The 13,397-nt window shown below is 58.0% G+C and carries 12 protein-coding genes and 1 tRNA gene; 9 read left to right on the forward strand and 4 right to left on the reverse strand.

All coding sequences use genetic code 11. The features are described 5' to 3' along the window. Positions 1–5: 5 nt before the first annotated feature. From MOY_RS05245 to MOY_RS05265, 5 genes are all read left to right on the forward strand, one after another. Positions 6–311, forward strand: a complete 306-nt coding sequence (locus MOY_RS05245; protein WP_009097292.1) for a GIY-YIG nuclease family protein — start codon at positions 6–8, stop codon at positions 309–311. Further along, a complete protein-coding gene (locus tag MOY_RS05250) occupies positions 305–1,339 on the forward strand; it encodes a histone deacetylase family protein (RefSeq protein WP_009097294.1) in 1,035 nt (344 codons plus the stop codon). Before MOY_RS05245 ends, MOY_RS05250 begins: the two co-directional genes overlap by 7 nt. Before the next feature lie 101 nt (positions 1,340–1,440). Continuing rightward, positions 1,441–1,812, forward strand: coding sequence for a hypothetical protein (locus tag MOY_RS05255; RefSeq protein WP_009097297.1), 372 nt, complete (start codon positions 1,441–1,443; stop codon positions 1,810–1,812). A gap of 32 nt (positions 1,813–1,844) precedes the next feature. Beyond that, positions 1,845–3,587 (forward strand): VRR-NUC domain-containing protein, encoded by a 1,743-nt coding sequence (locus tag MOY_RS05260; protein ID WP_009097300.1) that lies wholly within the window; start codon positions 1,845–1,847, stop codon positions 3,585–3,587. Then, positions 3,584–5,875, forward strand: coding sequence for an ATP-dependent DNA helicase (locus MOY_RS05265; RefSeq protein ID WP_009097302.1), 2,292 nt, complete (start codon positions 3,584–3,586; stop codon positions 5,873–5,875). Before MOY_RS05260 ends, MOY_RS05265 begins: the two co-directional genes overlap by 4 nt. Here MOY_RS05265 and MOY_RS05270 read toward each other — a convergent pair. The 4 genes from MOY_RS05270 to ispB all read right to left on the reverse strand — a co-directional run bounded on the left by MOY_RS05270 (position 5,872) and on the right by ispB (position 9,923). Continuing rightward, complete coding sequence (locus tag MOY_RS05270; protein ID WP_009097303.1) at positions 5,872–6,780, reverse strand: homocysteine S-methyltransferase family protein; 909 nt, start codon at positions 6,778–6,780, stop codon at positions 5,872–5,874. The genes MOY_RS05265 and MOY_RS05270 overlap by 4 nt on opposite strands. A gap of 52 nt (positions 6,781–6,832) precedes the next feature. After that, positions 6,833–8,551 (reverse strand): ExeM/NucH family extracellular endonuclease, encoded by a 1,719-nt coding sequence (locus MOY_RS05275; protein ID WP_009097305.1) that lies wholly within the window; start codon positions 8,549–8,551, stop codon positions 6,833–6,835. Positions 8,552–8,729: 178 nt separating this feature from the next. Then, positions 8,730–8,806, reverse strand: a tRNA-Pro gene (locus MOY_RS05280). Between the two features lie 112 nt (positions 8,807–8,918). Next, entirely contained in the window at positions 8,919–9,923 is a 1,005-nt protein-coding gene (gene ispB, locus MOY_RS05285) for an octaprenyl diphosphate synthase (protein ID WP_009097308.1), read from the reverse strand. Positions 9,924–10,208: 285 nt separating this feature from the next. Here ispB and rplU point away from each other — a divergent pair, with 285 nt between their 5' ends. The 4 genes from rplU to proB all read left to right on the forward strand — a co-directional run bounded on the left by rplU (position 10,209) and on the right by proB (position 13,360). After that, positions 10,209–10,520, forward strand: a complete 312-nt coding sequence (rplU, locus tag MOY_RS05290) for a 50S ribosomal protein L21 (protein WP_009097311.1) — start codon at positions 10,209–10,211, stop codon at positions 10,518–10,520. A 29-nt stretch (positions 10,521–10,549) separates the two neighbouring features. After that, entirely contained in the window at positions 10,550–10,807 is a 258-nt protein-coding gene (gene rpmA, locus MOY_RS05295) for a 50S ribosomal protein L27 (protein WP_009097313.1), read from the forward strand. Positions 10,808–10,948: 141 nt separating this feature from the next. Next, the gene (gene cgtA / locus MOY_RS05300) at positions 10,949–12,139 is read left to right on the forward strand and encodes an Obg family GTPase CgtA (protein ID WP_009097315.1); all 1,191 of its coding nucleotides are present in this window, start codon (positions 10,949–10,951) and stop codon (positions 12,137–12,139) included. A gap of 81 nt (positions 12,140–12,220) precedes the next feature. After that, positions 12,221–13,360, forward strand: a complete 1,140-nt coding sequence (gene proB / locus MOY_RS05305) for a glutamate 5-kinase (protein WP_009097317.1) — start codon at positions 12,221–12,223, stop codon at positions 13,358–13,360. Positions 13,361–13,397: the final 37 nt, after the last annotated feature.

Below are 13,397 nucleotides of genomic sequence, written 5' to 3' on the forward strand. Positions count from 1 at the left end.
GCGATATGGTAACGGCGGCACACTCAGCGGCAGCGACTCAGTGGTATCTCTATTTATTGGAGTGCCAACGCGGCACCTATGCAGGGATTACCAATAACCTTGCCAAGCGTTACCACGCCCACTGCAGTGGAAAAGGTGCACGTTATACCCGGGCTAACCCGCCGATAGCGCTGCTAGGGGCGCAGCCCTTTGCTGACCGTGCCGCCGCCAGCCGGGCGGAGTACCAATTGAAACAGCAATCGCCTTCGCAAAAACGCCAATGGGCTGCTCGCTGGCCTTACTCCCTATTGAATGAGGACTCGCAATGCTGACATTTTTCTCCGAAGACAGCCGCCGGCGGCAAGCGCGAAGCGAACTACATGATGGCGCAATAGTGGCGCCGTTCGAGTGCTCGGAACGTATAGATTTAGTGCTTAGCGCACTGCGCAAGGCGGCCTTTGAGGTGCGCGCACCCAGTGATTACGGACTTGCACCGGTGCTTGCGGTGCACGATGCAGACTACATCGCGTTTTTAGAAAATTGCTGGCAGGCCTGGCAAGCCGCCGGGCATGAAGGGGAAGCCATTCCTAATATTTGGCCAGCGCGCACCCTGCGGAGCGACAAAATCCCCCGCTCTGTCAGTGGCCAGCTAGGCTATTATGCCCTAGCGGCGGAAACCTCCATTACTGAAGGCACTTTTGCCGCCGCCATGGCGAGCAAAGACACCGCCTTGGGCGCCGTCGACTATACCCTAGCAACGGGCGAGCCAAGCTTTGGCCTGTGCCGCCCGCCCGGCCACCACGCGGCCTATGATCAATTTGGCGGCTACTGCTTTTTCAATAACGCCGCAATAGCCGCCCAGCGGGCGGTGAGTGCCGGTAAGCGCCGGGTCGCGGTGCTGGATGTCGACTTCCACCACGGTAACGGTACCCAACACATTTTCTATCATCGTAACGATGTCCTGTTTTTATCGCTGCACGGCGACCCAGAGGTAACCTTCCCCTACTACTCTGGCTACGCTGATGAAATCGGCGAAGGCTCGGGGGAAGGCTATACTGTTAACTACCCGCTACCACCAGGTACCTCGGTAGCGACGTGGATGGCTACCTTGGAACAGGCGCTGGAGCGTATTCATCAAGCTGAATGCGAGCTTATTGTGATATCGCTTGGAGTGGATATATTTGAAGGCGACCCTATAAGTGCCTTTACCTTTCAACACGCTGACTTTACTGCCCTGGGTAAGCGCCTAGCTGACGCTGGGCTCCCGTGTGTGTTTTTAATGGAAGGGGGCTATGCCGTTGAAGAGATCGGTGTCAATGTGGTGAACGTCTTGCAAGGTTTTGAGCAGGGGCGAGGCTAGCCGCGGGATGAGAAGATGACAGTTATCCCAAAATCGGGCAGTCTAATGACCTTTCAGTCAACGTTAGTAATATCAAATAACCGTTTAGCATGGAGTGGAGTGTGGCAGTTTACGGCGGTATTCAGGCACATGAAGTAGAGCGTTGGTTAAATGCGTTAACCAACGCGGCCTATGATCGACGCTGCCCGCTTTCCAAAGTACATGGCGGTAACGCCCGTGCCCGTACCGCCCGCCAAGACCTCTTGCACTTGGCCCACGCTTTTCGCAGCGGCGAGTATAGCCGTGAGCAGCTGGCCGACGGTTTAGGCCGCTGGTGTCAGCACTATTTAAGTGAAGCGGAATGGTATGTACTGGTGGGCAGCCACAACCCCGCGGTCTTCAAACCCTCTTCTCGCGCAGAAGCCCCGACCCCCGATCAGCAGCCGGATGACGCAGACGCGCTGGACGTGCTCTATCAACACCGGGTGGGTTAACCTGCTCCATTAAGCACTGTTACAATGGATAGATGAACAGTGCACTTGTCGCGTCAGCGACCGCCTCCCTAGATGACCCTTTCTATTACCTGACGAACTTTCGTTATGTATTGGCATGGGTAAGCACCCGCCACCATGATCTATTAAGTGCTTCCGAGCGCGACGCTATTGGCCGTTTTGAGACGCTACCCCAAGCTTCCCAAGCGCTACTGGTGCGCATGGTGATGCGTAAAGGTGAGCTGTTTCGCCTGGACAAACTGATGTATGAGGAAATCGGAGATGCGGAGCAGGCCCTGGCACCGCTGATAGCGCTTGGTTGGGTAGACGACGCACCGCAGTTAAGCCGCCGTGAGCTGTTTCGCCTCTTACGGCTGAGTGAGCTGCGCCAGGCGCTGGCAGGTGAAATCACCAAGGCAGGCCTAGCGCGCAACAGCACGAAAGCTGCGCTTCAAACGGCGCTGGACGAGCCGTTCCAGGTGTTTGCACCCCTTCAACAGTGGTGGCCAACGTCAACAACGCAGATTGTGCGGCTGACGGTGATGGCGCTTTGCGACCGCCTACGGCTGATGTTTTTTGGCAACCTACGTCAGGATTGGGCAGAGTTCGTGCTAACTGAGCTGGGCCTGCAGCGTTTTGAGCAGGTACCGCTAACCGCAGCGTCGCGCGCGTTCCAAAGCCGCGATGACGTGACAACGTACTTAACGCTTCACCGCTTGCGCGAACGCCTGGACGACGGCGAGCCGCCGCAGGCGCTTTCCACACAGGTGCCGCCTGCTTCCAGCAACCGTTGGTTAGCTTCTCGGCGGGCGCGGCTACTGCTTACCATGGGCCGTGAGGCCGAGCGTGGTGGCGATGCAGCGTTAGCTTTAACGCTGTACGCCGATGCCAATAACAGCGATGCGCGTATTCGCAGGTTGCGCGTGTTAGAGCGTCTGGGCCGTTATTCAGAGGCCTATGAACTTACGGTCAGCGCGCTGGACGCGCAGCCAAAGGAAGGCGAGATCCAAGCCTTGATGCGGCTGTTACCGCGTTTGGCACGCAAACTACCGCAACAGGTTGAGCGCTCGACGGTGTCTAATAAACAGGCGGCTCAGGTGCCCACCTATGTGCTTCATTTGCCAGGCCCTCAGCCAGTTGAGCGTGCCGTTGCTGACTATATGGCGACCCCTAACGCGCCGGTGTACTACGTTGAAAATAGCCTGCTGACCGGGCTGTTTGGTTTGCTGCTCTGGCCGGCCATTTTTAAACCGCTGCCAGGGGCGTTTTTTCACCCGTTTCACAGCGGGCCTGCGGATTTATACCGCGACGATTTTGTTAGCCAGCGCCAAGTCGATATCGACGCCTGCCTAGCCCAGTTGGATGACGGCCGCTACCAGGACACGATCCTTCGAACGTGGCACGCCAAAAAGGGCATCGCATCGCCGTTTGTTCACTGGGGAGTTGTCAGTGAAGCACTGCTGACGCTTGCGCTTAAGTGTTTACCGCCTGCCCATTTGCGTGCCTGTTTTATGCGGCTATTAGATGACCTTAAGCATAACCGCACGGGCTTGCCTGACTTGATTCAGCTAATGCCGGATGCACCGCCCGGCGAGCCACGCTACAAAATGATAGAAGTAAAAGGGCCGGGAGATCGCCTGCAAGATAACCAGCGCCGTTGGATCGACTTCTTTTGCCGCTTCGGCATGCCCGTTGAGGTGTGCCATGTACGCTGGCAGCCTGAATCTGACGTAGAAGGGGCTGAACCAGAAGGGCCTGAACTAGAAGAAGCCGAATGAGCCGCTATCGGGTAGCGGTGCGCACGCTGTGCGATTTCACCGCTCGGGAAGGCGACCTTGACCACCGCTTTACGCCAGCCCCCAGCGCTCTGGAAGGCATCGCAGGGCATGGGTTAGTGGCTAGCCGTCGGGGCGAGGGTTACCTGGCCGAACTGCCGCTTTCCGGTGAGTATCAGGGGCTTCGCGTGGCGGGCCGCGTCGACGGTTTTGATCCCAACGCTAACCGTTTGGAAGAGGTCAAAACCTACCGTGGCAATCTAGATCGCATGGCGGCTAATCAGCGCGCGTTGCACTGGGCACAGGTAAAGATATACGGCGCACTGCTATGTGCCGAGCGCCGCCTAGAGCGGGTCACGCTGGTGTTAGTGTATCTGGAGATTACCAGCGGCCAGGAAACGCTGCTCACCCACGAGGCTAGCGCAACCGAATTGCAGGTGTTTTTTACCGATCAGTGCCAGCGCTTTTTGGCCTGGGCGGAGCAGGAGTCTGCCCATCGCCAGGAGCGGGATGCATGGCTGGCTAGGCTCACGTTTCCCTATCCGGATTTTCGCGCTGGTCAGCGGGCGCTGGCGGAAGATGTATACAAGGCGGCCAGCACCGGGCGGTGCCTACTGGCCCAGGCCCCTACGGGCATTGGCAAAACCCTTGGTACGCTGTTTCCGATGCTCTCGGCAATGCCCCGCCAGCAGTTGGATAGAGTGGCTTTTCTGACCATGAAAACCCCAGGCCGTCGCTTGGCTCTGGACGCGTTGGCGTGTCTTTCTACATCCACTTCATCTACATCCAAACCATCTACACCCCCGGTGCCGCTGCGTGTGCTGGAGTTGGTGGCCAAGCACAAAGCCTGTGAATACCCCGGCACCGCCTGCCAGGGCGATGTTTGTCCGTTGGCGGCCGGTTTTTATGACCGCTTGCCTGCCGCCCGCCAAGCTGCGGTGGCACGTCGCTGGCTTGATCGCGATGGAGTGCGTGAGGTGGCGCTTGCCCACAGTGTGTGCCCGTACTATTTGGGCCAAGAGTTAGCCCGCTGGGCCGACGTGGTGGTGGGCGATGTGAATCACTGGTTTGATACTCATGCGCTGCTGCATGGATTGGCCCACGCCAACGACTGGCGGGTAGGTCTGTTGGTAGATGAAGCGCACAACTTAGTTGAACGAGCGCGGGGCATGTACAGCGCAGAGCTTTCCCAGCAGCGCTTGAGCCGTCTGCGTCGCCGCTCACCTCCCGCGCTTGCAAAATCGTTAGCCCGGGTCGGTAGGCAGTGGCAGGCGCTAACGAAGGAAGTGTCCACCGATGCAGCGGCGTTACAGCGTTACCATTTACTTGATGCGCTGCCCACCAAGCTGATGGCTGCGCTGTACACGCTGGCTGGCGCGATCACCGATTATTTGGTTGAACACCCCGACGCCGCAAGCGTGGAGCTTCAAGAGTTGTTGTTTGAAGCGTTGGCCTTCTGCCGTTTGGCGGAGCGGTTTGGTGACCACTCTCTGTGCGATCTTGCTATATATGGCCGGGGCGATGCGGTACTTGGGCTGCGCAATGTCATTCCAGCGGACTTTCTAGCGCCGCGCTTCAAGGCGGCCCACAGCGCTGTGCTGTTTTCAGCCACGCTGTCCCCATTTCACTACTACCGCGATTTACTAGGGTTGCCCGAAAACAGCGTGTGGCGGGAAGTGGCCTCACCGTTTGCCGCCCGCCAGCTGGAAGTGCGTATTCGCGTCGATATTTCCACGCGCTATCATCACCGCGAGGCCTCTTTGGCGCCTATTGTAGAAGCCTTGGTCAATCAGTATCAGCGTCAACCTGGCCACTATCTGGCGTTTTTTAGCAGCTTTGCTTACCTGGAACAGGTGAAAGCGCAGCTTCATCACGCACACCCCACCGTACCGACGTTTGCCCAAACCCGGGGTATGCAGGAAGCCGAGCGCGACGCCTTTCTGGCGCGCTTTACCCCAGGGGGTAAAGGGATTGGATTTGCAGTGCTAGGCGGGGCTTTTGCCGAAGGGATAGACCTTCCTGGCGAGCGCTTAATCGGTGCGTTTATTGCTACCTTAGGCCTGCCGCCGTTCAACGATTTTAACGAAGCGCTGAAAGCGCGCATGAACACCCGTTTCGGCCAGGGCGACGATTACACCTACCGCATACCTGGCATGATTAAAGTCGTGCAAGCCGCCGGTAGGGTGATTCGTAGCCCCCAGGACGAAGGGGTAGTGGTGTTACTGGATGATCGTTTTGCCCAGACCAAGGTGCGCGCATTGCTGCCACGCTGGTGGGTGCTAGCGCCCTAGGGGGTTGTCAGCGTGTACCCGGCATTTTTTAAGCGTGTGGCGATAGCCGCAATATGGGCAGGGCCGACTTCGCAGCAGCCACCGACCACCGTCGCGCCTTGTTCCACCCACTGAAGCGCGTAATCAGCATACGCCTGTGGGCCCAGATCCTCTCGCGCTGTTAATGTGTCCACGGTGCCCCCTGGCTGAAGTGCTGCGATAGAGGTGAACCCATTAGCAAAGCCACCGAAGGGAATGTTGGCGGCTGCCAGCACGCCCATTGCCGTGGTAATGGCTTCGGGTACGGAGCAGTTCACGAGTATTTTCTCAGCGCCTGCGGACATAGTCGCTTCTGCCGCGTCAGCAAGAAGCTCGCCAGAGCGCAGGCGTGTGCCATCCGTATCGTCGACGGTAAATGCTGTCCATACCCGGGTATCGCGCTCCGCCGCCGCAGTGGTGGCTGCCAGTGCTTCCCGCGCCAGTGACATGGTTTCACAAATGAAGAGATCTACGCCTGCTTGGGCATCCACCAACTGGCGGTAGCTATCCAGGCAAGTCTCGTCATCAGGCACTACCTCATGATGGTAACTTGCCACCAGAGGCGGCAGGCAGCCAGCAATAAGGACAGCACGGCCACTTTCTTGCTGCGCCTGTCGGGCTGCGGCAAGTGCCGCCCCATGTAGCGTTGCAAACAGCGCTGGGTCGCCATCCCGCGCTAGCCGTTGAGGGGTGGCGCTGTAGTTATTGAGCGTGATGACCTCTGCCCCGGCCTCAATAAAGTCGCGGTGAGCCGCCGTGACCAGGTGCGGCTCATCGAGCATGACCTGTGCTGACCACAGAGGCGAGGCCGGGTAGCGGCTACGTTTGCGTAGTTCCTGGCCCATGCCGCCATCGAGCAGGATGACAGAAGGTGTTGAGTCGGTCATGGTGGCGCTTCCTTGTGTATTATCACAACGTTGGCTATTGGTGAACTGGGGCTTAAGGCCAGCTTAAGTCCACGGCAACCGGGTCATGATCTGAAGAGCGAAAGGGATCGGGCTGGATATAAGCGTGCGCAGTGTCCGGCCCGTCATAACCAAGAAAACGCGGTTCATCTGCGTTGATTCGCCACGTTTTCGTTTGGGTCACGGAGCCAGCCAGTTCGGGGCTTGCCAATGCATGATCCAGGTAGCCTGATTCGCCGCGGAAGACATAACTATAGCGGTGCTCAGGCGGCAGGTCGCGAGCAAGCAGATCGACCATGCCCGCATGAACCAGGGTACGGATCGGGTCTTCGGCGCCATAGGCATTAAGGTCGCCGGTTAGCAGTAGACGTTGATGACCGGCGGTATCGGCAAGCTGGGCCAAAAAGTCACGCATTGCCTCAGCCTGCTCTACTCGGCGCTCGTTCCAGCAGCCTTGGCCACGGTCAATATCCCCATGGGATGGGCAGCCCGACTTAGCCTTGAAATGCGCCGTCACTACTCCGAAGGCTGGGCCGCCGTTCATATCACGAAAAAAAGCGGCTAAAGGAGGGCGGTGGTGAGCAGGGTGGCTGTCTGCATATAGGTCGCTCAGCGCTTCCACTCGGTCTGGCCGATAGATCAGTGCCACCTTGATGGCATCAGACCCACGATTTGCGCTACCTCCGACGGCCTGATAGCGGATGCCTGTGCGCGTGCTTAGTTGCTTGATCAGGTCGGCCAGAGCGCCCGGATCATTTTCGACTTCGACCAGCGCAAGAATATCGGCCTGAAGGCCTGAGACCGCAGCGGCCAGCTTGGCTCTCTGGCGTTCCAGCTCATCGCTGTTGGCAGCTCCCCGTTCCCCTAGGGTGGTGAAATAATTTTCTACGTTGAAGGTCGCTACTCTCAGCTGATCACCCGGGGCGGTCAGCGGTTGTGGGCGCGGGTTGGTATCCTCGAAACGCGGCTCTTCAGTTGGTTGCAAACGATAGGCGTCAAAGGCTTGCATGATAACCCCGGTCAGCCCCTCAATGGTGCTACCTACTCGGCGGCTGCCGTTGGTATCCAGGTAGGGGATGGGGCTTGGGAAAGCACGGTAGCTGCCATCGTCCAGCAGCAAAATAGCCCCCTCCTCAGTCGCTTTCTCCGCTGTATTTGTTGGCCGAAACAGGCGCTCTGCGGCCAGCTTCAGCGTGCCGTAGCGTGCAAGCTCATAGTTGCCGGTAACGGTGAGGGGTTGCGGGAACACCACCAACAGGTCTTCTAGCTGGTGCAGCTGATCTTCGTTAAGAGGCCAGGTTGCTTCTATAGGCTCAGGCAATTGATGGTTGGCGCAGGTCTCGATCTGCGCGACCCGCTGGAGCTGAATCCGATCGTGGAACCTGCCAGCCTCCGCGTGGAGCTGCAGGTGCTGCCCAGGGGCGATTCGTTCAGCCTGACTCGGTGTGACCCTGGGCATATAGACGAACACGCCCGCCGGGCCGGGGTCAGTGAATTGCTGAAGATAGAAGCCGTTAAGGTTGTCTCTGCCGAGGAACACGCCAGTCACAATGCCGTCGACAACGACGTCGCTGCCCTCGGGGAGCGCAGGCTGTTGGCTGTCGCCCTTGATGCTGACTATGTCGGTGGTGGAGGGAAGTGCACAATTGGCGACCGCTGGCGCGGCCAGCAGCAAAGCTAATAGCGCTATCCAAGTGGCAAGCGAGGCGCGAAGGCGGCCACTTCTGCGAGTCAGTAAATGAAGAACGCCCATGACACGCTCCAAAATGTAGGGGAATGGCCAATCGTTTTCAGGCTTGACAGAGTAGGCCGATAGCTTACCTTACCTGTAGTGGCTTGTTGGCGCTGTCACCTATATGGAACCTAGCGCCACCCCAACWAAAAACGGCCACTTGCTGCGTTAGCTAAGTGGCCGTTTTTAATAGAATTCTTGGTCGGAATAGCAGGATTCGAACCTACGACCTCTGCCTCCCGAAGGCAGCGCTCTACCAAGCTGAGCTATATTCCGAACGTTGCTTAAACAGTGCTAGGCAGCGCTTAACAACGGAGCGAATCATACGCAGGCGAAGGGCTTTTTTCAAGCCTCTTTTTACGTGCTCCGTTGCTTTGTTGCGCGGACTTTATGCTTTGCGATCAACCGCTAAGCGTGCGATGTTCGCCATGCTATCACGGTAGGGGCTAGGGGGCAGGGCGTCCAGTTCAGCTAGGGCTTTATTGGCCATCTCAACGGCGCGTGCACGGGTATATTCCAGCGCACCGGTGGCGTTGATGATCTCAAGCACTTCGTTGAGCTGCTCAAGCCCACCCTGGCGAATCACTTGACGGATCAGCTTAGCCTGGTCCGGCGTGCCGCGTTCCATGGCATGAATCAGTGGCAGGGTAGGTTTGCCTTCTGCTAAGTCGTCGCCAACGTTTTTACCCATGGCTTCGGCATCGCCTTGGTAGTCCAGCAGGTCGTCGATGAGCTGGAAGGCGAGGCCTAGATAACGGCCGTAATACTGCAGGGCGCGCTCTTGGCCAGGTGTAGCGTCTGCAAGTACGGCACCGCTGTGGGAGGCGGCCTCAAACAGCATGGCGGTTTTACCTTGAATAGTTTCAAAGTAGTCCGCTTCAGAAATGCTGGGGTTGCCAATGTTAGTCAGTTGCAGCACTTCCCCTTCGGCGATAATGCAGGTAGCGCTGGAAAGAATTGCCATGATGCGCATGGAACCTACATCGACCATCATTTGAAATGAGCGCGAATAGAGGAAGTCACCTACCAGCACGGAAGGTGCGTTGCCCCAGGCGTCGTTGGCGGTTTTTTTGCCACGCCGCATGTGCGACTCATCCACCACGTCGTCGTGCAATAGGGTGGAGGTGTGCATAAATTCGATCAGCGTGGCGAGCGTAATATGTTTGTCGCCCTCATAGCCTAGCGAGCGGGCCGCCAGCAGCACCAGCAGCGGACGCAGGCGTTTACCACCGCTTTCAATAATGTATTGGCCGATGGTTTCGACCAGCGGCACCTTGGAGTTCAGCTGCGCGACAATGGTGCGGTTTACGGCGTCAAAGTCATCGGCCACCACGGCGTGCAGCGGTGAAGGCGTTGGGCTGGCAGGCGGGGTTTGAGAGACGTTGGCTGTCATGGGTTCCGTTCATCGCGGGGGTGGGGTAGTTGAGGCCATGCTATGGGGCTGGTTGTGAGGCGTCAAGGTAGAGCTAAGCGCTCATGGCGTAAGGTGTGATTGACAAGGCCTTGTAGTCTTGTGGTAGACAGCGATAGTCGCTATAATTCGCGACCCACTCATCATGCTCCCTGTCAGATGGCTGCCAAAAGGGGCGCCACTCGCAGCAGGTCGATAAGAGCGGAAGGCGATGAGCGTTGGTTACGCGGGGCGTAACCGGCATTAACGACAAGTCCGGAGAGCGACATGTACGCAGTTATTAAAAGCGGTGGCAAACAGTACCGTGTTAAAGAAGGTCAAACCCTCAAGCTCGAAAAAATCGAAGTCGCTACCGGCGAAACGATTGAGTTTGATGAAGTGCTGCTGGTTGCAGACGGCGACGACGTAAACATTGGCGCGCCCTTCATCGGCGGTGCCAAAGTGTCTGCTGAGATCGTTTCCCACGGCCGTGGCGATAAAGTAACGATCATCAAATTCCGTCGCCGGAAGCACAGCATGAAGCGTCAGGGCCACCGTCAGTGGTTCACTGAAGTCAAAATTACCGGAATTTCTGCGTAAGCAGCTATTTCCTTTAGGAGGATTTTGCAATGGCACATAAAAAGGCAGCCGGCTCCACGCGCAACGGTCGCGATTCCGAGTCCAAACGCTTAGGTGTGAAACTGTTCGGTGGCCAAGCAGCCAGCGCAGGTAGCATCATCGTTCGTCAGCGTGGCACACGTTTCCATGCAGGCACTGGCGTTGGCTTAGGCCGTGATCACACGCTGTTCGCTCTGAACGACGGCTTCGTGAAGTTCGAGACCAAAGGTCCGAACAACCGTAAATTCGTTAGCATCGTTTCTGCCTAAGCAACAGCTGTTGCGCAGAGCGAAGATGACGAAATAAAAGCCCCGCCATGGCGGGGCTTTTTTGTCTTTTCGATCCCTTTTGCCTGTTATTAATGGGCGGGATATTGCAGTTAGGGCGGCGGAAGCGGCCGGGAGAATCCAATGCAGTTCGTCGATGAAGCCTCGATTATTGTTGAGGCAGGTAAAGGCGGCAATGGCTGTCTGAGCTTTCGCCGCGAAAAATATGTGCCCAAAGGTGGCCCTGATGGTGGCGATGGTGGCCATGGTGGTAGCGTCTACCTGATTGGTGACGATTCACTGAATACCTTGATTGACTTCAAGTTTCAGCGTTTTTATAAAGCTGAAAACGGCCAGGGTGGCATGGGCCGTCAGATGAGTGGTAAAGCCGGTGAAGACCTGCACGTGAAAGTGCCGGTGGGCACCACGGTGATCGATGAGGATACCCTTGAGGTCATCGCCGATGTCACCGATATCGGTCAGGTGGTACTGGTGGCCGAAGGTGGTCGCCGTGGGTTGGGCAATATTCACTTTAAATCTTCGACCAACCGTGCGCCTCGCCGCACCACGCCGGGCACCGAAGGCGACCGCCGTAACCTGCGCCTGGAAATGAAGGTAATGGCGGACGTGGGTCTGCTTGGCATGCCGAATGCGGGTAAGTCTACGCTGATCCGTTCGGTATCTGCGGCCAAGCCCAAAGTAGCCAACTACCCGTTCACTACCCTGGTGCCTAACCTGGGCGTGGTGAAGCTGGGTATGCACGAGCACTTTGTGATGGCAGATGTGCCGGGGCTGATTGAAGGTGCCTCTGACGGCGCGGGCTTGGGGCTGCGTTTCTTGAAGCACCTGACCCGCACGCGTCTGCTGTTCCACGTGGTGGATGTGGCACCTTTCGATGAGTCCGACCCGGTGGAAGCGGCGCAGGCGATTATTCACGAGCTTGGTCAGTTCTCGCCAGCCCTTTCTGAGCGGCCCCGTTGGTTGGTGCTGAACAAGTTTGACCTGCTGCCAGAAGATGAGCGCGAAGCCCGCGCCGAGGCGATTATCCAAGCGCTGAACTGGGATGGCCCGGTATTCCGCATCTCGGCAATCAGCAACGACGGCACTGACAAGCTGGTACAGGCAGCGTATCGCTGGTTGACCGAGCAGCAGCGTCTGGAAAATGAAGATGAAGAAGCTCATGCCCGCGAGCAGGAAATGCGCCGCCGCATGGAAGAGGAGTCAGTAGCCCGTACGGAAGCGCGTCTTGGCCGCCGCCGTAAGCGGGACGATGACGAAGACGACGACGATTTCGACGATGATGATTACGATGTCGAGGTAGAGTACGCCCCATAACCGACCCTCGGTTGAGTGGGAAGCGTCAACAGGGTTAACGGAAGCAAGGCTGTGAGCGAAAAGGCTTGGGAGAGTCGCGACGTGGAAAGCAATGAGCAGTTGCCCGGCCGGGAGGCGTTAAGCAGCGCCCGCCGGGTAGTGGTTAAAATTGGTAGCGCGCTGCTCACCAACGATGGCCGTGGCTTGGACGAGGTGGCGATTGGTGGCTGGGTCGACCAGATCGCCACGCTGCATCAGCAGGGTATCGAGGTCGTGCTGGTCTCATCCGGCGCGGTTGCCGCCGGTATGGTGCGTCTGGGGTGGCAAGCACGCCCCAGCGCTGTCCATGAGCTTCAAGCCGCCGCAGCGGTGGGCCAGAACGGCCTTACCCAGTGCTACGAGCAGCATTTTGCTCGCCACGGCATGTTAACGGCTCAGATTCTGCTTACCCACGATGACCTGTCTAACCGCAAGCGCTATCTCAACGCGCTGTCGGCGCTGCGTACCTTGGTCGAGATGCGCGTGGTGCCGGTGATCAATGAAAACGATACCGTGGTCACCGACGAGATTCGCTTTGGCGATAACGACACCCTCGGCGCGCTGGTTGCCAACCTGTTAGAAGCCGATGCACTGCTGCTGCTTACCGACCAAGAGGGGCTGTTTGACGCCGACCCTCGCCACGACCCCAATGCTCAGATGATTGCCGAAGGGCGCGCTGACGATCCACGGCTAGCCGCTGTAGCAGGCAGTGGTGGGGCCTTGGGGCGCGGTGGTATGAGCACCAAAATACGCGCGGCGCAGCTCGCGGCCCGTTCTGGCGCAGTCACGGTGATTGCCAGTGGTCGTCAGCCAGACGTTATTTCTCGCGTCATGGCAGGCGAAGCGCTGGGAACCTTGTTGCGGCCTGACCAGGCACCTATCGCCGCCCGCAAGCGCTGGCTGGCGGGGCAATTGCAGGTGCGGGGCACCTTGGTGCTAGATGCCGGCGCGGTGAACGTACTGCGTGGCAAAGGCTCTAGCCTTCTGGCAGTGGGCGTGCGCGAAGTGCAGGGCAGCTTTAAGCGCGGTGATATGGTGCTGTGCGTGGATGAGCAGGGCACGCGCGTGGCCAAAGGGTTGGTCAACTATGGAGCTGAGGAAGCTCGTCAGTTAGCAGGCCAGCCAAGCCACCAGATTGAAGCAATCCTGGGGTACGTAGAAGCTCACGAGTTGATCCACCGCGATAACTTAGTCGTTGTTTAACCGCAAAGTAGCTGTTTAACGGCAAGGTGGCTGTTTA

It is taken from the genome of Halomonas sp. GFAJ-1, from assembly GCF_000236625.2.
GTDB lineage: Bacteria > Pseudomonadota > Gammaproteobacteria > Pseudomonadales > Halomonadaceae > Vreelandella.

Coding starts and splice junctions, on each gene's coding strand:
- MOY_RS05265 (WP_009097302.1), top strand. CDS start 3,584: ATGAGCCGCTATCGGGTAGCGGTGCGCACGCTGTGCGATTTCACCGCT.
- MOY_RS05270 (WP_009097303.1), bottom strand. CDS start 6,780: ATGACCGACTCAACACCTTCTGTCATCCTGCTCGATGGCGGCATGGGC.
- rpmA (WP_009097313.1), top strand. CDS start 10,550: ATGGCACATAAAAAGGCAGCCGGCTCCACGCGCAACGGTCGCGATTCC.
- MOY_RS05275 (WP_009097305.1), bottom strand. CDS start 8,551: ATGGGCGTTCTTCATTTACTGACTCGCAGAAGTGGCCGCCTTCGCGCC.
- MOY_RS05245 (WP_009097292.1), top strand. CDS start 6: ATGGTAACGGCGGCACACTCAGCGGCAGCGACTCAGTGGTATCTCTAT.
- rplU (WP_009097311.1), top strand. CDS start 10,209: ATGTACGCAGTTATTAAAAGCGGTGGCAAACAGTACCGTGTTAAAGAA.
- MOY_RS05260 (WP_009097300.1), top strand. CDS start 1,845: ATGAACAGTGCACTTGTCGCGTCAGCGACCGCCTCCCTAGATGACCCT.
- MOY_RS05250 (WP_009097294.1), top strand. CDS start 305: ATGCTGACATTTTTCTCCGAAGACAGCCGCCGGCGGCAAGCGCGAAGC.
- cgtA (WP_009097315.1), top strand. CDS start 10,949: ATGCAGTTCGTCGATGAAGCCTCGATTATTGTTGAGGCAGGTAAAGGC.
- ispB (WP_009097308.1), bottom strand. CDS start 9,923: ATGACAGCCAACGTCTCTCAAACCCCGCCTGCCAGCCCAACGCCTTCA.